Origin of the sequence: Amycolatopsis cihanbeyliensis, assembly GCF_006715045.1 — a bacterium.
Lineage (GTDB): Bacteria > Actinomycetota > Actinomycetes > Mycobacteriales > Pseudonocardiaceae > Amycolatopsis > Amycolatopsis cihanbeyliensis.
On record NZ_VFML01000001.1, the window covers coordinates 2,231,592 to 2,249,456 of the forward strand.

The following is a 17,865-nucleotide window of genomic DNA, read 5'->3' on the forward strand; positions in this document are numbered from 1 at the left end:
GCTACTGGAGCAACCCGATCGGGACCGCCATGCCCAGGAACAGCACGAGCTGATAGGCACTGTTGATCACAGTGAGCCGCCAAGGCTTCTGCTCGAAACCGTTGTGCTGCGCCAGGGTCGACAGCGAGAAGCCGAGCCATGCCACGAGTCCAACCGCCAGGGCGACCCAGAGGGAGTCGGCGCCGAAGAAACCGGACGCGATGCAACTGGCGGCCGCGAGAGCCAGTGCGGTGACGAGGATCGACGCCGCCAGGACCACGAACGGACCCTTGCCGCCTCGCACAGAGTCCTCCTTGGTCACCCCGGTCAGCTTCCGCCAGGTGCCGCCGACCAGGCCCCAATCGCTGTACCAGACCCACGCGATCGCCATCCCGACCACGATCGCGACCACAACGGCCAACCAACTGATGCTCAGCTCCACGGGAGCCCCATTCTTCTCGACGTCCAACCTCAGTTGATATAATCAACCACGATGGATAAAGTCAACCTGCAGTCGAAGAGCCCTAGGACCTACGGGCAGTTCTGCGCCCTCGCGCGCTCCCTGGACGTCGTGGGTGAGCGCTGGACCCTCCTCATCGTGCGCGAACTCCTCCCCGGCCCGATGCGGTACACCGAGCTGAAGACCTCGCTCCAGGGCATCGCGACGAACCTCCTTGCCGAGCGGCTGCGGACCATGGAGGCGAACGGGATCGTCGAGCGCCGTCTGGAAGACGCGGGCGTCGCCTACGCCCTCACCCCGTGGGGAGCGGAGCTGCGGGAGCCCATGGAAGCGCTCGGCCGCTGGGGAGCACCACTGCTCGCGACCGGACGCGGCCAAGATTCGTTCCAGCCGCGCTGGCTGGCCGTCGCGCTGCCCGCCCTGCTCCGAGGCGCGACCGCCTCGCCTCCCATCGAGCTCGGTATCGAGACGGACGGCTGCCTCATGACCCTGGCGGTCGACGAAGACGGCCCGAGCGCATTCGTACCCGATCGGGTTCCGACCTCGGTATTCACTGCCGCTCCCGACGTGGTCGTCGCTCTAGCCACTGGAGCGATCAGCGTCGAGCAGGCCGTCGCCGCGGGCGAGTTCCAGGGCGACTCAAACGTCCTCCGATCCGCATTCGCCCCTGTTCGTGCGAATGCGACTCCGCCTGCCATCGGCGACTGACGACCACGGAGAAGGGCCGTCGAAAAGAAGTGTGGCCAGTTCCTCGTCCAGCAGCCGCCGGACCTCCCCGACCGGGAACTCCTGCGGGTACATCGCCACCTGCAGGGCCAGCCCGTCGACGAACGTGTGCAGGCGCACGACCTGCCGTTCGAGCCGAGCGTCCGGCAACTGGTCCCCGATGTGCTCCGGGGACGGCTGCGCACAGAGGTACGCCACCGCGAGCCGGCAGATATGCCGCTCGCCGGGCAGCCCCAGCGCGCGCAGTTCGGCCAGTGACTCGTCGGAGCGCGAGCGCATCAGGCAGGCCAGCCACACATCCACGTCCACCCGCCGGTCCGCGTCCAGTGGCAGCAGCTCCTCGAGGATCAGCCGGGCACGATCACGGCCGGGCAGGTCGCCGCGGAGATGCTCGGCGATGCGGCCGGTGACCTTGTCGATCATCGCCTTCGCGGCGAAGAGGAGCAGCCCGCGCTGGCTGTCGAAGTAGTGCCGCAGCCCGCCGACCGACACGCCCGCCCGCTCGGCGATCTTGCGAACGGTCGCCCCCTCGATGCCGTCCCGGCTGATGACCTCCCAGACCACGCGGGCGAGCTCGGCGCGCCGCTGGTCGTGGTCGACGAGCTTCGGCATAGCCCACGTTATAGCACACTTGTACGGTATCCCTGTACAGTACAAGCGTGCGAAATAAGATCCTGTCGGTGGCACACACCCGTACCGCGGGGATGGTCGTGCTCGTCCTCGGACTGTTGCTGATCGCCGGATCGGCAGCATGGTTCGCGCTGACCGGTGACACCGGTGTCCGGTACTCGGCGGATCACGACAGGACCATCCCGATGTGGTTTCGCTGGATTCCCGCGCTCGTCGGGGTCGCGCTGGTACGCCTGGTGCCGTTGCCCGCCGCAGGGACTGGGTGGACCGAGAGTCGACCCCGGCTGGAAGCGGGTGTCCTGCTGGCGTCGGCCGCACTCTTCGCGGTGACGCTGCGGCTGGCCGGTGGCGGCGAGCCTGCCCACACCATACTGAAGGCGTTACTGCTGCTCGGCGTTCCCGCGACGATGTTCTGGATCCTGCGGCGCAGGGGAACCGCCTGGCGCCCGGCAGCTGCGGAACCGAACATATGGCGGCGCTGGGCACCCGCGATACCCGTGGCCGCATGGATCGTTCTCAGCTACGCGAGCCCGTGGGCCATGCCGCCCAGCGAACTCGCGACGACCGTCGCCCCGACGACGCTTATCCTCGCGCTCATCGCCGGTTTCCTCGCCAACAGTCTGCTCGAGGAGGTCTTCTACCGCCGCTGGCTGCAATCCAGGTGGGAGGCCGTACTCGGCCGGTGGCCTGCGATCGTGCTCGCCTCCCTGCTCTGGGCCTGCTGGCACGTCGGCGTTCAGGGCACCGGTGACCTGCCCGTTGATCTGGCGTCGACCTTCGTCAACCAGGGTGTCCTCGGGCTGTTTCTCGGCTATCTCTGGAGCCGGTACCGCCTGATGTGGCCGATCGTCACCGTCCACGGTGCCGTCAACGCCCTGCCTGTCCTGCTGTCCCTGCTGTGACCAGGCACCACTGGTTACGGTGGGGACATGTACTCCACCGAGATCGAGGTACGCACCGGTGGCAGCGCCGTGGTGCACGACCTGACAAGGCAGGCCGAGCGATTCCTCGGCGAGAGCGCGGTCGAGGACGGCCTGCTGCACGTGTGGGTACCGCATGCCACGGCCGGGCTGGCGATCCTGGAGACCGGCGCGGGCAGCGACGAGGACCTGCTCACCGCGCTGGACGACCTCTTGCCGAGGGACGACCGCTGGCGGCACCAGCACGGCAGCCGGGGCCACGGAAGGGACCATGTGCTGCCCGCGCTGGTACCGCCGTACGCGACCGTGCCGGTGCTCGGCGGGGTGCTCACGCTGGGCACCTGGCAGTCGATCTGCCTAGTGGACACCAACCTGGACAACCCGGTCCGGCGCGTGCGGTTCAGCCTGCTCGCGGGCTGAGCCTCCCGGCCACAGCAGCACCACCAACCCGGCCACCAGCATGCCACCGAGGACCCAGACCCCGGTGCCCACATCCGGCGCGCCCGGTGTGCCCATGAGCAGGCTGCGCAGCCCCTCGGTGGAGAACCGGAAGGGTGTCCAGGACCACAGCAAGGCGCGGTAGGCCGGGTTCAGCAACTCCGGCACCTGGCCGGCGACCGCGGGCGCGACCAGGTACAGCGGTCCGAGCACGGCCATCGCGCGCAGCCCGAGCAGCCGCAGCAAGCCCAGTTGCACCGCCGCGAAGCCGGTCGCGGCCAGGAGCAGGAAACCCAGCACATCCCAGCCCAGCGGCAACGCGGAGTCCCACAGCCGCAGGAATCCGGCCGATACGGCGGTCACCAGCACCCCGGTGCCCAGCCATTGCGCCAACCGCGCCCCGGCGCCGGGTCGGATGCCGCCACGGCCGGCCAGTACGGTCAGCGCCGCGCAGGCGACCAGGCAACCTACCCAGGTCAGCGCGCTGATCGCCAGCGGAGCGACCCGCCCGGCCTGGCCTGCCGGATGCACCGTCTCGACCCGCGCCGGGGCGCCGGTCATCCCCTGCGCCACGCCACTCAGCGCCTGCCGCGCGAGCTGTGTGCCGGAGGGATTGACCGCACCGGAGACGACCACCGTCGCCGCGGGTCCTCCCGGCCCCGGCGACAGCTCGAGGACGCCGTAGACCTCCTTGTCCGCCAGTGACTCCCGGCCCTCCGCGGGCGCGCCGACCCGCCAGTCCAGCCGGTCACCGCCCTGGCCGGCCACCTGCTCGGCGACCGGGGACAGGGGCGGTGGTGCGGTGACGGCCACCGGCACCCGGTCCGGACTCGCCGTGGCCTGCGCGCCGAAGGTGAGAAAACCCAGTACCACCGCGACGCCCGCCCCGACCACGGAGGTCAGCGCGACCAGCGTCCACGACCGCCGCGTGTTCGACGTCGACATGACGGACTCCTATTTCATCATACGTTGAATTCTGCGGGTAGGCTACTCCCTGGCGCGAGCAGAAGTCAACGAGCGTTGAATAGTGAGCGGTATGGACCAATACCGGTACGGTCGGCGGCGTGAATGTGGCTAACGAGCACCGGCTGGTGCTGTGGGACATCGACCTGACCCTCGTCGACCTGCGTGGGCTGGGCGGCCAGTGGTACACCCAGGCACTGTCCGACGTGGTCGGCGTGACGCTACGGGAGATGCCCTCCTTCCCCGGCAGGACCGAGCGGGCGATCACCACCGAACTGCTCACCCGGCACCGCATCGAGGTGACCGACGAGGTGCTCCAGCAGGTCTGGGGCAAGCTGGTGGCGATCTCGACCGAGGCGTATCCCACCCTTGCCGAGCACGGGCACGCGCTGCCCGGCGCCGCGGCCGCGCTGTCCACAATGGCCGCTCAGGGCACGATCGTGCAGAGCCTGGTCACCGGCAATCTGCCGGAGATCGCCCGGCACAAGCTGTCCGCGTTCGACCTGCACGAGCACATCGAGTTCGACATCGGCGGCTACGGCTACCTCTCGGCGAGCAGGCCGGAGCTGGTGGCGCACGCCGTGGCCAGTGCCTCGACCAAGCACGCCAGGTCGTTCGAGCCGGAGTCGGTGGTGATCGTCGGCGACACCCCGCACGACATCGACGCGGCGCTGCGGCACGGCGCGACCGGGATCGGCGTCGCCACCGGCCGCAACAGCGAGCGGGAGCTGTGGGACGCCGGCGCGCACGCCGTGTTCGCCGACCTCGGCGATACCGCGGCCGTACTCGCCGCGGTGACGCGTCAGCCCACCTAAGCCCACCTGGTGCCGCCGCGATGGCGACCACCCGGCCATCGCCGAGCCGGCCCCGCCCCGGCGCACTGGAACAGGGCGCCGGGGCGGGGTCGTGCGGCGTCAGAACGTCCGGTCGAGCTTGCTGGTCTCGATCAGGTCGGCGGCGCGTTCCTCCAGCGAGGAGGTGGGTCGGGGAGCCGACCGGGTCGCACTGCCGTCAACCGGGACGTCCGGCGGCGACGTACCGGCACAGACGATGTGTGACCCGGGCAGTACGCCGTTGATGAGGTAGTCGTCGATCTTCCTGGTGGCGCAGTCGTTGCGCCCGTAGAGGCCGTGCGCGCCCTCGTCCGCGACCGAGATCAGGTTGTTCTCGAGCCTGCTCGCCATCGCGGGGCCGCCGTCGTACTGCGTGGAGGGGTCGAACTCGGCCTGCACCACGACGCCGACCGGGTAGCCGTCGCGCTTCAGGTCGGTGATCGGCTCGGGCGGGGTGAACGAGCGGAACGTGCATTCGGTCGGTTCCGCCGCGGAGGCACCGGGACCGTACGGGTACCGCTCGCGGAACACCCGCATCTGGTCGAAGTAGGTGTTGAGGTCCGCGGACCAGTCGGCCTCACAGGTCACCGTGGGGAAGACGCCGCTGTGCGTTTCCGGGATCGCGTAGTCGGCGAACGTGGCGAGGGCCTTCCCCGCGTCGGCAGGCAGCTCACCGCCGACCGCGTTCTTGATCTTGATGACGAGCTCGGCGAACAGTGCCCAGCCGGCGCGGTACGGGGTCTCGTAGCCCAGCATCATGTCGAAGAGGGTGCCGTCGATCTGCACGTAGTCGGGTTGCTCCGGCCAGGGCACCGGCTCGGCTGCCAGCCGCTCGCGCAGTGTTTCGAGGTTGGCCCGCACCTGCTGGGCCGAGTCACCGAGGTGGTAGGTGTCGTTCCGCTCGCCCACCCAGGCGGCCCAGGCGTCGAAGTTCTCCCTGGCCGCGACGGCCTGCTGTTTGGACTGCTCGTAGTAGAGCCAGTCCGGGTGCATCGACGAGTCGAGCACGCTCCGGTTGAGCCCGCCAGGGAACAAGCTGCCGTACACGGCGCCGAGATAGGTACCGTAGGAGAAGCCCAGATAGTTGATCTTCTTCTCGCCGAGCGCGGCCCGGATCACGTCCATGTCCCGCGCGGTGTTCGCCGTGGAGATGTGGGGGCGCAGACCACCTCCCGCCCGCTGGCAGGCACGCTCCCGGTCCAGCGCGGCAGCCGCGATCGCGGGGAACCGGTCGTCCGTGGGCCGGGTCTGACGTTCCAGCCATTGACCGGCCTCGCACTGGAGCCGGGTGGACCTGCCCACCCCGCGAGGGTCGAAACCGATCAGGTCGAAGCTGTCGGCGACCTCGTTGTTCTCCGCCAGGTTGTTCGGCATCAGCATCCCCGAACCACCCGGCCCCCCGGGGTTGAGCAGCAGCACACCCTGGCGCTTGGCCGGATCCGTGGCCTCGCGGCGGCTCACCGCGATACTGAGCCGGCCGTTGTCCGGCTCGCGGTAGTCCATCGGCACGGTCACGGTGGCGCACTCCATGCCGCGCCACAGCTTCTCCCACTCCTCCGGCGGTATGCCGGGCGGAGGGGTCCCCGGCTCGCACGGCGCCCAGGACATCTGCTGCTGGTAGTACTGGGCCAGCGCGGAGGCCTCGGCGGGCGAGGCTTCCGCGGCGGGCGCCGTCACCAACCCCATGGCGACGGCCGTGCCGGCCACAGCCACCACCCCACGGCGACATTTCATCCCGCGTCGGATGTTCACCGAATCACTCTCCATTCAGGTGCAACGTCGACAAGATCGAGCGGGCGAAACGCTAACCACACGGAGATAAGCGGCAGATAAGCGCGAACTCGAACGGTCCTGGGCAGTCCCGGGCAGGCGGCATCACCGCCGTGATCCCCGAACCGGGCATCGTCGACGCCGCGGAGTGCGTGGTGGCTCAGGGTGGGTCAGGAGCCGAGCAGGCCGAGCAGGTGCTCGACGGCCTTGTCGAAGGGGATCTCCTCGCGCCCACCGGTGGCGCGGTCCTTGACCTCGACCACGCCGTTCGCCAGTCCCCTGCCGACCACCAGGATCGTCGGCACGCCCACCAGCTCGGCGTCGGCGAACTTCACCCCGGGGGTCGCCTTGCGGTCGTCCAGCAGCACCCGGACACCACGCTCGGACAGCTGGGCGGCGATCCGCTCGCCGCCCTCGGCCACCGCCTCGTCCTTGCCCGCGATGACCACGTGCACATCGGCAGGCGCGACCGCGCGCGGCCAGACCAGGCCGAGCTCGTCGTGGTGCTGCTCGGCGATCGCGGCGACCAGGCGGGAAACGCCGATGCCGTAGCTACCCATGGTGATGCGGATCGGCTTCGAGTCGGCGCCGAGCGCGTCCAGCTCGAAGGCGTCGCTGTACTTGCGGCCGAGTTGGAAGACGTGCCCGATCTCGATGCCGCGGGCTGCCACCAGCACCCCCTCGCCGTCCGGGGAGGGGTCGCCCTCACGCACCTCGGCGGCCTCGATCGTGCCGTCCGGGGTGAAGTCCCGGCCGCACAAGAGGTCCACCACGTGGTGATCCACCTTGTCCGCACCGGTCGCCCAGGCGGTGCCGGGCACGATGCGCGGGTCCACCAGGTAACGAACCCCGTTCGCGGCCAGTGCCCCCGGTCCGATGTAGCCCTTGACCAGGAAGGGGTTGGCCGCGAAGTCGGCTTCCTCCAGCAGGCTGACCTCGGCGGGTTCGAGGGCCGCCTCCACCCGCTTGAGGTCCACCTCGCGGTCACCGGGCACGCCGATGCCGAGCAGCCGCCATTGCCGCTCGCCCGGCTGCCGGGTCTTCACCAGCACGTTCTTCAGCGTGTCCGCGGCGGTGAAGGTGCGGCCGAGGTCGGCTTCGTTCAGGAAGTCGACCAGTGTCTCGATGGTCGGCGTGTTCGGCGTGTGGTGCACCTGCGCCTCGGGCCTGCCCTCCAGCGGCCGCTCGGGCGGCGCCGGGGTGGTGACGGCCTCCACGTTGGCGGCGTAACCGGAACGGTCGCTGCGGACGTAGGTGTCCTCTCCGGTCGGCGCCACGGCGAGGAACTCCTCCGAGGCGGAGCCGCCCATCGCGCCCGATGTCGCCCGGACCACCACGTACTGGAGGCCGAGCCGGTCGAAGATCCGGATGTAGGCGTCGCGGTGCAGCCGGTAGGAGCGTTCCAGGCCCTCGTCGTCGAGGTCGAAGGAGTAGGAGTCCTTCATCACGAACTCGCGGCCGCGCAGGATGCCCGCCCGGGGTCGCGCCTCGTCCCGGTACTTGGTCTGGATCTGGTACAGCATGACCGGGTAGTCCTTGTAGGAGCTGTACTCCCCCTTCACGGTGAGGGTGAACAACTCCTCGTGGGTCGGCCCGAGCAGGTAGTCGGCACCCTTGCGGTCCTTCAGCCGGAACACGTTCGGGCCGTACTCGGTCCACCTGCCGCTCGCCTCGTAGGGCTCCTTCGGCAACAGGGCGGGGAACTGGATCTCCTGCGCGCCGATGGCGTCCATCTCCGCGCGCACCACGGCCTCGATGTTGCGCAGCACCCGCAGCCCCAGCGGCAACCAGGAGTACCCGCCGGGCGCGACCCTGCGGACGTAGCCCGCCCTGACCAGCAGCCGGTGGCTGGGGACTTCCGCGTCGGCCGGATCCTCCCGCAGTGTGCGAAGGAACAGCGACGACATCCTGGTGATCACGTGTGCGCTCCTAGGACGAGCCCGACATAGACGTTCCGGAAAGCGTAGTCAACCGCCGGTGCCCGGCTCCAACGGGTTCTTCACTGCCCGGCACTGTCGGACCCCGGCGCTAGCGTGACGCGCATGACGCTCACGCTCGGCATGGTCACCATCGACTGCACGGACCAGCGGGTTCTGGCCGAGTTCTGGACAAAGGCACTCGGTGGCGAGATCGGCCAGGACTACGGTGAGTTCCTCATACTCACCCCCGGCTCGGGCGGCGGGCCCGTGATCGGGCTCCAGCGGGTCCCGGAGCCGCGAGCCGGGAAGAACCGGGTGCACCTCGACTTCGGCGCGGAGGACCGGGAGGCCGAGGTCGCCCGGCTGATCGGGCTCGGCGCCACCAGGCTCGAGGAACACACCATCGCGGACTTCAGCTGGACGGTGCTCGCCGACCCCGAAGGCAACGTGTTCTGCGTCGGGCCCGAGCACGGCTGAGCCCGACGCCGGTGGTTACGCTGCCGGGGTGCTGGTCCTGTTACCGCCCTCGGAGACCAAGGCGCCCGGTGGGGACGACCCGCCGCTGGACCTGGACGGGTTGTCCTTCCCGACGCTGAATCCGGTACGTGCCAAGTTGGCCGACGCGCTGGTCGAGCTGGCCGGCGACGTACCGGCGAGCCTGCGCGCGCTCAAGCTGTCCGAACGGCAGCGGGACGAGGTGGCGCGCAACGCCGAGTTGTGGTCGGCGCCGACCATGCCCGCGCTGCGGCGCTACACCGGCGTGCTCTACGACGCGCTGGACGTCCCCGGCCTGCGCAAGGCCGAGCTGGCGAAGGCAGGAAAGCGGCTGGCGGTCGCCTCGGCGCTGTTCGGTGTGCTGCGCGGTACGGACCGGATCCCCGCGTACCGGCTCGCCGGCGGCAGCACCCTCCCCGCCACCGGTCCGCTCGGTGGCCTGTGGCGTCCGGCCCTGGAGCCCGTGCTGGTGGCGGAGCCGGGGCTGGTGGTCGATCTGCGGTCGGGGCCGTACGCCGCGCTGGCCAGGGTTCCCGGCGCGGTGACGGTTCGGGTGGTCAGCGAGGACGCGCACGGCAGGCGAACGACCGTCAGCCACCACAACAAGGCGTACAAGGGCAGGCTGGCCAGGGTGCTGGCGACCCTGCCCCGCGAGCCGTCCACGGTGGACTCGCTCATCCGCGCGGTCGGCAGGGCCGGAATCGCGATCGACCGGGTAGGCGAGTGCGAACTGGAGTTGGCCGCCGGCCCCGGAACCGGCTGAGGCCCGCCGGCATACCGCCACGTGGACGGCCAACTCGCCCGCGTGGACGGCCAACTCGGTGACGTGGGGAGCAAACTCGCGTACGTGAACGGCAAACACGACGGGGCCCCTGCCACGGGAGCACAGTGGCAGGGGCCCCGCCCCTTTCCGGAGGGTCCGCTCGCGGCTGTGGGACTCAGCCGAAGCGGGTCACGGTGAGGGTGTACGTGGCCGATCCGGTGGCGCCACTGCCATCGGTGGCCGTGATGGTGATCTCGTGCGAACCGGGCGGGGTCTGGAAGCTGGTCCAGATCCACGCGGTGGCGCTGCCACCGTTACCGATCGTGCCGGGGTCGAACTGCACGCTGATCCCGGAGGGGGCGTCCGCCGACAGGGTCAGGTTCCCGCTGCCGCCGGAGGCACTCACCTGGGTCTGGGCCAGGAAGCCCTGCTGCACGCTCCCGGAGGCCGGGGACAGGCTGACCTGGACCTCCTCGTCCGGCGGCTCGCTCCCGTCACCCACGGTGAGGGTCAGGGTGGCGGAGTTACTGCCGGAGGACCCGGTGCCGGTGACGGTCACCTCGTAGCTGCCCTCGGGGGTCGAGGAGGCGGTGTCCAGCGTGACCTTCGCCTTGTCACCCGTTGTCAACGACGAAGGCTGGAACACGGCCTCCGCCCCCGAGGGCAGCCCGCTCGCCGACAGCTCGATGTCCTCCGGGCCCTGCTCACCCGCTGTGGTGGACACCGTCGCCGACGCATACCCCCCTGCCTCGACCTCGACCGAAGACGGGGAGACCGACACCCCGAACTCACCGGGCTCGGGGTCGGGATCGCCGCCCCCGCCGATGAATCCGGTGTAGAGCAGCTTGTTCGGGGAGCCGCTGCCCGGGTTCCCGACAGCACCGGAGGTGGCGTTGCCGGTGATCTCCTGCGCGACCTTCGCCGGGGTCGCCGACTTGTCGGTCTGCAGGTACATCGCGGCGGCGCCGGCCACATGCGGGCTGGCCATCGAGGTGCCGGTCATCGTGCTCGACCCACCGTCGATGCCGGTGGACACGATGCTGCCGCCCGGTGCGAACAGGTCCAGGCAGCTGCCGTAGTTGGAAAGGAAGTTACGGCCGTCACCCTGGTCGGTCATCCCGACGGTCAGTGCCTCGGGCACCCTGGCCGGGCTGTAGTCGCAGGCGTCCGCGCTGCTGTTGCCCGCGGCCACCGCCACCACGAAACCCTTGTCGACCAGCGCCTTGACCTGCTCGTCACCGACACCGGTGGTGTCCATGCCGAGGCTCATGTTCACCACGGCGGGGGTGGTGCCGTTCTGCGCCACCCACTCCATCGAGCTGACCGTGGCCGAGTCCGGGGCGCTGCCGCCGCAGCCCAGCGAGCGCACCGCGACGATGTCCACCTTCTTGGCGAGGCCGTAGGTCTTGCCGCCGATGGTGCCCGCCACGTGGCTGCCGTGCCCGTTGCAGTCCTGCGCCTCGGAGTCGTCGTCCACGAAGTCGTAGCCGTAGCTCGCCCGGCCTTCCCACTCCGGGTTGGACGGTGCGATCCCGGTGTCGATCACGTAGGCGGTGATGTCCGAGGCCGTGTTGTTGTAGGTGTAGGAATCGTCCAGCGAGGACTCCCGCTGGTCCACCCGGTCCTGTCCCCAGGACGGCGGGTTCGGCTGGGTGTCGGCGACCTGGGCGGTGCCGTCCTCGTACACCGTGCGCACCGAGGGGTCCGCGGCCAGCCGCTCGGCCTGGCCCTGGGACATCCGCTGCACCGAGAAGCCCTGGATGGTGGCCGTGTAGGTGTCGTTCAGGGCACCGCCGTAACGCTCGGCCAGCGAGGCCGAGGCCTGCTCGATCGCCTCCGGGCTGGAGGTCGCCTGCACGCCGTCCTTCAGCACCACGATGTAGCTGCCCTCGATGTGCCGGTCGGCCTGCACGATCTCGGCGCCTGCCGGCTCGGCGGCCACCGGACCGGCCGCGCCGATCGCCATCGCGAAGGCCGCACCGGCGATCCCGGTCGCGCGCAGCAGTCCGCGCCTGGAGGTCTTTCTCTCGACTCTCATCTCATTCCTCTCCGACCGGGCCGGTCAGAACTGGATGCCGAAGCTGTCGATGTTCCCGGTGTCGTAGGAGTAGACGTCCTGCACCCGCAGTTGCCAGGTGCCGTTCTTGGTCTCGGACGAGGTGTCCACCCGGTAGGTCTCGTTCAGGTCGTCCGAGCTGTCCCAGCCCGGCTGCTTCAGGTTGTAGGCGGTGCCGCTCGGGCCGACCAGGTCGATCTTCAGGTCACCGACGTAGGTGTGCTTGATCGCCACCGCGACCTGGGTGCCGGTGGTGCCGTTGCCCTCGCAGCCGGTCACCTCGAGGGTGCTGGTCACCGCGTCGCCGTTGTCCGGAATGGACACGTCGTCGCCGTTGCTGCCGCCGTCACACGTCGGGTCGGGGTCGCCGCCACCGTCGTTCAGGTAGCTGATGTTCAGCAGCTCGTTCGGCGAACCCTGCTTGATGTCGGTCAGGATGCCGGACACGGCGTTGTCCACCAGCGCGTCGCGCACCTGCTGCGGGCCGGCCGAGGGGTTCTCCCCGAGGTGCAGGGCCGCGGCGCCCGCCACGTGCGGGGTGGCCATCGAGGTGCCGTTGATCGTGTTGGTGGCGCTGTCGCTGTTGTACCAGGCGGACTTGATGTCACTGCCCGGGGCGAAGATGTCCAGGCAGCGGCCGTAGTTGGACTCCGCGCCGGGGATCTCCGGCCAGGTGGAGCGCTCGTCGTCCTGGTTGGACGCGCCCACGGTGATCGCTTCGGAGACCCGCGCGGGCGAGGTGTTGCAGGCGTCCTCGTTGGCGTTGCCCGCGGCCACCGCCATCTGGACACCCGCGTCGATCACGCCGCGCACGGCGTTGTCCACCGAACTGCTCGCGCCGCCACCGAGGCTCATGTTGCCGATCGACGGGCCGCTGGCGTTGTCCGCCACCCAGTCCAGCGCGTCGATGATGCCCGCGTACGAGCCGCGACCGTCGCAGCCCAGTACCCGGACGCCGACGATGTCGACCTGCTTGGCCACCCCGTAGGTGCTGCCACCGATGGTGCCCGCCACGTGCGTGCCGTGCCCGTTGCAGTCGTTGGCCACCGGGTCGTCGTCCACGAAGTCGTAGCCGTTGCTGGCCCGGTTCCCGAACTCGTTGTGGCTGACCCGCACCCCGGTGTCCAGGACGTAAGCGGTCACGCCGCTGCCCGCGCTGTCCGGGTAGGTGTAGGAGTCGTCCCCCGGCAGCCGGTCCTGGTCCAGCCGGTCCAGGCCCCACTCCGGGTTGTTCTGGGTGTCGCTCGCGTAGGCGTAGGCGTCCTGCTCGACAGAGGCGACATCCGGGTCGGCTGCCAGCCGCAGGGCGTCCCGCTGGGACATCTTCGCCGAGAAGCCGCGCAGCACCGTGCCGTAGGTCCGATCCACCTCGCCCTGGTACTTCCCGGCGAGCCGCTCCGCGGTGGCCTCGACGGCCTGGGTGGAGACCTCGCCGTCCTTCAGGACCACGATGTAGCTGCCGTCGATCGCGTTCGGCGACTCGGCGCCGAGGATCTCGCCGGCAGGCTCGGCCGCGGCACCGCCAGCCGCGGTCATGGCCGCCAGGGCGGTGGCCCCGGCGACGACGCTCCCGCATGCGATCCGCAGTCGGGACCGATGGTGTTCACGCATCAGGTACTCCGTTTCATCCGGCGCGGCCGTCCGCAGGGGTCAGGGATAAATCACTGACGGCCACGTGGATCCCACTTTTGAGCGTCACGATCGGGGGAACAACCGAGGCTGCGTTACGTACCACTACGTATCTTTTGCCCATCAGCAACGCTTCGACCTGCGCAATGACTGTCGGATCGGGCAAAGACCACCTAGACTCACTTGATCATCCACCTACACCGGTTCGGGTGAGAACGCGGCGTGCGAGCCTCGGGAGCGACGATGACCTATGCGGTCCGGGCGGGCGGCACCGGCACGGTTTCCCATCCCCCGGTACTGACCACCTCCCCGGTGCTGGTGGACAGATCCGTGGAGCTGCACACCCTGCTGGCGGTGGTGACCAGCCCCGCCTCGGTGGCCTTCGTGGAGGGCGAGGCCGGGGTCGGTAAGACCCGGCTGGTCGGTGAGCTGCTGGCCCAGCCGGAGCTGGCGGTGTTCCGGCCGCTGGTCGGGCACTGCCAGCAACTGCGCGAACCGTTCCCCTACGGCGCCGTACTGGACGCCCTGCGCAAGGCGGGCACCGGCGCCGTGGATCCGGCGACGCTCAGCCCGGTCGCCGGGTCGCTACGCCCGTACCTCCCGGAGCTGGCCGAGGTACTGCCCTGCCAGCCGGAGCGGCTGGTGGACGCCCGAGCCGAGCGGCACCGGCTGTTCCGCGCCGCCAGGGAACTACTCGGCGCGCTTGGCGACGTCCTGCTGATCATCGAGGACCTGCACTGGGCCGACGACGGCTCCCGCCAGCTACTGCGCTTCCTGCTCGCGGATCAGCCACGCAGCCTGCGCCTGCTGCTCACCTACCGGCTGGAGGAGGCCCCCGGCGGCATCCCGCTCGGCGCAGCGCACCGCCCGGCCTGCGACGGCACCAGCGCGACGGTGCGGGTACGCGCGCTGGACGTGGACGGGGTCCGCCGCCTCGCCTCGGCGATCCTCACCGAGGCGGAGGTCACCCCTGCCTTCGCGGGCAAGCTGCACGAGCGCACCGCCGGCATCCCGTTCGTGGTCGAGGAGACGCTCGGTGCCCTGCGGGACCCGCGGGGCGCGGTGCGGGCCGACGGCGCGACCGCGCAGAAGCTGCTGGACGCCGTCGAGGTACCGAGCCTGCTGCGGGAGGCGATGCTGGAACGGCTCGGCGGCCTCCCGCTGGTGACCCGCAGGCTGGTCCAGGCGGCCGCCGTCCTCGGCTCCCCGGCCCGGGGGGAGCTGATCGCCGAGGTGGCCGGGGTGCCCGAGCACAGGCTGCGCGCCGCGCTGGCCGACGCGCGGGCGGCGAACGTGCTGCTCGAGGTCGGCGAGTTCGAGTACGGCTTCCGGCACGCCCTCGCCCAGCAGGCGGTCTACCGCACCCTGACCGCGCCGGACCGGGTGCGCCTGCACCAGCGGGCCGTCGACGCGCTGGGCACCGTCGAACCCGCCCCGCTGCTACAGCTTGCCGAGCATGCCCGCAAGGCGGGCCGCCGCGCCGACTGGCTGCGGCACGCCGAGGCGGCCGCGGACCGGGCGAGCGGCGCGGGCGACGCGACCACCGCGACCGCCACCCTGCGCGTGCTGCTGGCCGAGTCGACGCTCACCCCGGCCGACGCCGACCGGCTGGCGCACAAGTTCAGCCAGGTCGCTTTCGCCGGGCTGGCCCAGCACGAGGTCTCCGCGGCGCTGGAGAAGCTGCTGGGCGACGAGCGGCTGTCCCACCCGGTGCGCGGCGAGGTGCGGCTGAGCCTGGGCCTGCTGCTGATCCGGCAGGCCGACTCGCTGGAAGCGGCCAGGGTGGAACTGGCACTGGCGGCCGCCGAGCTGCGCGAACGTCCCGCACTGCGGGCCAAGGCGATGGCCGTGCTGGCCCAGCCCTACGTCGGCACCACCCCGCTGGCCGAGCATCTGCCGTGGATGGCCGAAGTGGACCGGATCACCGAGCAGTCCGCGGACCGGACCATGGTGACCGGGCTGCTGGCCAACACGGTCAGCTCCCGGTTGATGACCGGCGACCCCACCGCCTGGGAGCAGGTCGAGCGGCTGCCCGCCGAGGTGGAAAGCACGGAGGAGCAGAGCCAGCTCGCCCGGGTGTACTGCAACCTGGCCGACGCCTGCTCCTGGATCGGGTACCACGAGCACGCCGGCCGCCACCTGCGGCGCGGGACGCGGCTGGCCGCCGACTGCGGTTCCCCGTTCGTGGTCAGCACGGCACGCTCCACCCAGGCACATGTTGACCTGCTCACCGGACGCTGGCCGGGTCTCACCGAACGTGCCGAGCGGCTGCTGGAGGAATACCGGGAGATCCTTCCGGTGGCCAGCGAGCTGCACCTGGTACTCGGCTCGCTCGCGGCCGCCAAGGGCGAGTGGGACCGGGCCGCACAGCATTTCGCGGAGACCGGGATCGAGCATCCGGAGAACGCCTTCACCCCGGTGGTGCTCGCCGCGCACGCGGGCATGATCACCATGCTCACCGCGCGGGAGGAGCACGCCGCCGCCCTGGCCGAGGTGGACCGGGCCCTGCGGGTGCTGCGCCGCAAGGCGGTCTGGGCCTGGTGCGGCGAGTTGCTGCCCGCGGCCGTGGACGCCTGCTGCCACGCGGGCGAGCCCGCCAGGGCGCTGGCCCTGACCGACGAGTTGGACGCCGCCTCGGCCGAGCTGGACGCGCCGATCCTGCAGGCGGGGCTGGCGTTGTGCCGCGGGATACTGGCCACGGACCGGGGCGCGCAGACCGAGGCTGCCGAGCTGTTCGACGCCGCTCGAGCCCACTACACCGCGCTGCCCGCCCCCTACCTCGCCGCGCTCGCCACCGAACGGCTGGCCGCCTGCCGGCTCGACCTCGGTGCCCGGCAGGACGCCGAGGAGTTCGCGCGGCTCGCCGAGACCTTCGACACGCTGGGCGCCACCCGGGACGCCGCCCGCTGCAGGCACCTGCTGCGGGCGAAGGGGGCGACCCAGCCGTCCCGGCGCGGCAGGCGAGGCTACGGGGACGAGCTGTCCCCGCGGGAACGTGATGTCGCCAACCTGCTCACCGACGGCCGGACCAACCGGGAGATCGCCGAGGTGCTGTTCCTTTCCCGGCGCACCGTCGAGCAGCACGTCTCCAGCGTGCTGCGCAAGCTCAAGGTCGGGTCCCGGGCCGAGTTGCTCCAGCGGCAGCACTAATTCGATTGCGCGTCCCGGGCCTGGCCGGCAGAGTGGACGCGTCCTGGTGGAACCGGCTGGCACGCCGGTGGAGTGGAAGGAGGAGCCCGATGTCGATCGCCGTCCAGGGCGTCACCTTCGCCCACCCATCCGCCCCGCCTGGTTGAGCGATCCCGGGTGGGGCCCGCCGAGGAGGACAACCCACCCATGCACCAGCCAGAACCGTCCCGCAGCGGCCGGCTCACCGAGACCGAACGGCAGCGGCTCGCGAAGCTGCGCGCGGACGCCTACACCGAGACCGAACTACCCGGCGGCGCCGACCGCTGGTCCACCTGGGCCGACGGCGAGCAGGGGCCACTGCCCCGACCCGGCTGGGTGGTGACCGAGCTCGCCGCCGTGGACACCGAGCTCGGCGTGCTGAAAACCGGCAAGGAAGCCGAGGTCCACCTGCTCCGGCGCGGCCTTCCGGACGGGTCGCGGGAATGCCTGCTGGCCGCGAAGCGCTACCGCGCCGCCGAGCACCGGCTGTTCCACCGGGACACCGGCTACCTCGAGGGCAGGCGGATGCGCCGCTCGCGGGAGACGAGGGCGATCCGCAACCGCAGTGCCTTCGGCCGCAACCTGATCGCCGAGCAGTGGGCCAACGCCGAGTTCGCGGCGTTGTGCGCGTTGTGGCGGATCGGCGCGCCGGTGCCCTACCCGGTGCAGCGCGAGGGCACCGAACTGCTGCTGGAGTTCGTCGGCGTGGCCGACGGCACCGCGGCGCCCCGGCTGGCCGAGCTGCGGCCGGGGCCCGGGGAGCTGCGCGACCTGTGGCACCAGACCACGATGGCGCTGGAGCTGCTGGCCAGCACCGGTTACTGCCACGGCGACCTCTCCGCCTACAACATCCTCGTGCACCAGGACCGGATCACGCTGATCGACCTGCCGCAGGTGGTCGACCTGGCAATGAACCCGAACGGGCCGGGTTTCCTGGAACGTGATGTGCGGAACGTGACCAACTGGTTCGCGGCCCGCGGCCTACCCGCGAACCTCGCCGACGCCGACCTGCTGCTGGGGGACCTGCACGCGGCGGCGGGGCTGCCGTGAGGTACAGTGGTGACACACCGCAATCGGCGCGCATTCGCGTGGCCGTCGCCGACCGATCGGCATGCG

Annotated in this window: 15 protein-coding genes; 8 read left to right on the top strand and 7 right to left on the bottom strand. The window is 70.7% G+C overall.

Annotated features, from left to right (window positions below):
- Nucleotide 1: 1 nt before the first annotated feature.
- Nucleotides 2-448: a DUF1761 domain-containing protein gene (locus FB471_RS09750; RefSeq protein ID WP_211358002.1), complete on the bottom strand. Its 447-nt coding sequence runs from the start codon at nt 446-448 to the stop codon at nt 2-4.
- A gap of 24 nt (nt 449-472) precedes the next feature.
- On the opposite strand from FB471_RS09750, the gene FB471_RS09755 reads away from it, so the two are divergent.
- Nucleotides 473-1,147, top strand: coding sequence for a winged helix-turn-helix transcriptional regulator (locus tag FB471_RS09755; protein WP_141997074.1), 675 nt, complete (start codon nt 473-475; stop codon nt 1,145-1,147).
- Here FB471_RS09755 and FB471_RS09760 read toward each other — a convergent pair.
- Nucleotides 1,079-1,777, bottom strand: a complete 699-nt coding sequence (locus FB471_RS09760; protein ID WP_141997076.1) for a TetR/AcrR family transcriptional regulator — start codon at nt 1,775-1,777, stop codon at nt 1,079-1,081. The genes FB471_RS09755 and FB471_RS09760 overlap by 69 nt on opposite strands.
- Nucleotides 1,778-1,824: 47 nt before the next feature.
- On the opposite strand from FB471_RS09760, the gene FB471_RS09765 reads away from it, so the two are divergent.
- Nucleotides 1,825-2,697 carry a CPBP family intramembrane glutamic endopeptidase gene (locus tag FB471_RS09765; RefSeq protein ID WP_246076324.1) on the top strand — a complete coding sequence of 291 codons (873 nt, stop codon included), beginning with the start codon at nt 1,825-1,827 and terminating at the stop codon, nt 2,695-2,697.
- A 27-nt stretch (nt 2,698-2,724) separates the two neighbouring features.
- Nucleotides 2,725-3,135 carry a secondary thiamine-phosphate synthase enzyme YjbQ gene (locus tag FB471_RS09770; protein ID WP_141997078.1) on the top strand — a complete coding sequence of 137 codons (411 nt, stop codon included), beginning with the start codon at nt 2,725-2,727 and terminating at the stop codon, nt 3,133-3,135.
- Here the strand turns inward: FB471_RS09770 and FB471_RS09775 are convergent.
- The gene (locus FB471_RS09775; protein ID WP_141997080.1) at nt 3,073-4,098 is read right to left on the bottom strand and encodes a YhgE/Pip domain-containing protein; all 1,026 of its coding nucleotides are present in this window, start codon (nt 4,096-4,098) and stop codon (nt 3,073-3,075) included. The two genes, FB471_RS09770 and FB471_RS09775, sit on opposite strands and share 63 nt — an antisense overlap.
- A gap of 119 nt (nt 4,099-4,217) precedes the next feature.
- Here FB471_RS09775 and FB471_RS09780 point away from each other — a divergent pair, with 119 nt between their 5' ends.
- Entirely contained in the window at nt 4,218-4,931 is a 714-nt protein-coding gene (locus tag FB471_RS09780; protein WP_246076325.1) for an HAD family hydrolase, read from the top strand.
- A 99-nt stretch (nt 4,932-5,030) separates the two neighbouring features.
- Here FB471_RS09780 and FB471_RS09785 read toward each other — a convergent pair whose 3' ends face one another.
- Nucleotides 5,031-6,656: an alpha/beta fold hydrolase gene (locus FB471_RS09785; RefSeq protein WP_211358003.1), complete on the bottom strand. Its 1,626-nt coding sequence runs from the start codon at nt 6,654-6,656 to the stop codon at nt 5,031-5,033.
- A gap of 233 nt (nt 6,657-6,889) precedes the next feature.
- Complete coding sequence (locus FB471_RS09790; protein ID WP_141997082.1) at nt 6,890-8,638, bottom strand: proline--tRNA ligase; 1,749 nt, start codon at nt 8,636-8,638, stop codon at nt 6,890-6,892.
- Nucleotides 8,639-8,761: 123 nt separating this feature from the next.
- Here FB471_RS09790 and FB471_RS09795 point away from each other — a divergent pair, with 123 nt between their 5' ends.
- Nucleotides 8,762-9,115 carry a VOC family protein gene (locus FB471_RS09795; RefSeq protein WP_141997084.1) on the top strand — a complete coding sequence of 118 codons (354 nt, stop codon included), beginning with the start codon at nt 8,762-8,764 and terminating at the stop codon, nt 9,113-9,115.
- Nucleotides 9,116-9,143: 28 nt separating this feature from the next.
- On the top strand, nt 9,144-9,896 hold the full coding sequence (gene yaaA, locus FB471_RS09800) for a peroxide stress protein YaaA (protein WP_141997087.1): 753 nt from the start codon (nt 9,144-9,146) through the stop codon (nt 9,894-9,896).
- A 175-nt stretch (nt 9,897-10,071) separates the two neighbouring features.
- On the opposite strand, the gene FB471_RS09805 is transcribed toward yaaA, so the two are convergent.
- Nucleotides 10,072-11,934, bottom strand: coding sequence for a S8 family serine peptidase (locus FB471_RS09805; RefSeq protein ID WP_246076326.1), 1,863 nt, complete (start codon nt 11,932-11,934; stop codon nt 10,072-10,074).
- Between the two features lie 24 nt (nt 11,935-11,958).
- Entirely contained in the window at nt 11,959-13,563 is a 1,605-nt protein-coding gene (locus tag FB471_RS09810) for a S8 family peptidase (protein WP_141997089.1), read from the bottom strand.
- A gap of 261 nt (nt 13,564-13,824) precedes the next feature.
- On the opposite strand from FB471_RS09810, the gene FB471_RS09815 reads away from it, so the two are divergent.
- Nucleotides 13,825-16,731 carry an ATP-binding protein gene (locus FB471_RS09815; protein ID WP_141997091.1) on the top strand — a complete coding sequence of 969 codons (2,907 nt, stop codon included), beginning with the start codon at nt 13,825-13,827 and terminating at the stop codon, nt 16,729-16,731.
- Nucleotides 16,732-16,917: 186 nt separating this feature from the next.
- The gene (locus tag FB471_RS09820) at nt 16,918-17,799 is read left to right on the top strand and encodes a serine protein kinase RIO (RefSeq protein WP_141997093.1); all 882 of its coding nucleotides are present in this window, start codon (nt 16,918-16,920) and stop codon (nt 17,797-17,799) included.
- The last annotated feature ends 66 nt before the right edge of the window (nt 17,800-17,865 follow it).

Excerpts from the sequence above, each read along its gene's own strand:
- FB471_RS09775 (WP_141997080.1), bottom strand. The coding sequence starts at position 4,098 with ATGTCGACGTCGAACACGCGGCGGTCGTGGACGCTGGTCGCGCTGACC.
- FB471_RS09810 (WP_141997089.1), bottom strand. The coding sequence starts at position 13,563 with ATGCGTGAACACCATCGGTCCCGACTGCGGATCGCATGCGGGAGCGTC.
- FB471_RS09820 (WP_141997093.1), top strand. The coding sequence starts at position 16,918 with ATGCACCAGCCAGAACCGTCCCGCAGCGGCCGGCTCACCGAGACCGAA.
- FB471_RS09805 (WP_246076326.1), bottom strand. The coding sequence starts at position 11,934 with ATGAGAGTCGAGAGAAAGACCTCCAGGCGCGGACTGCTGCGCGCGACC.
- FB471_RS09795 (WP_141997084.1), top strand. The coding sequence starts at position 8,762 with ATGACGCTCACGCTCGGCATGGTCACCATCGACTGCACGGACCAGCGG.
- FB471_RS09760 (WP_141997076.1), bottom strand. The coding sequence starts at position 1,777 with ATGCCGAAGCTCGTCGACCACGACCAGCGGCGCGCCGAGCTCGCCCGC.
- FB471_RS09770 (WP_141997078.1), top strand. The coding sequence starts at position 2,725 with ATGTACTCCACCGAGATCGAGGTACGCACCGGTGGCAGCGCCGTGGTG.
- FB471_RS09815 (WP_141997091.1), top strand. The coding sequence starts at position 13,825 with ATGACCTATGCGGTCCGGGCGGGCGGCACCGGCACGGTTTCCCATCCC.
- FB471_RS09755 (WP_141997074.1), top strand. The coding sequence starts at position 473 with ATGGATAAAGTCAACCTGCAGTCGAAGAGCCCTAGGACCTACGGGCAG.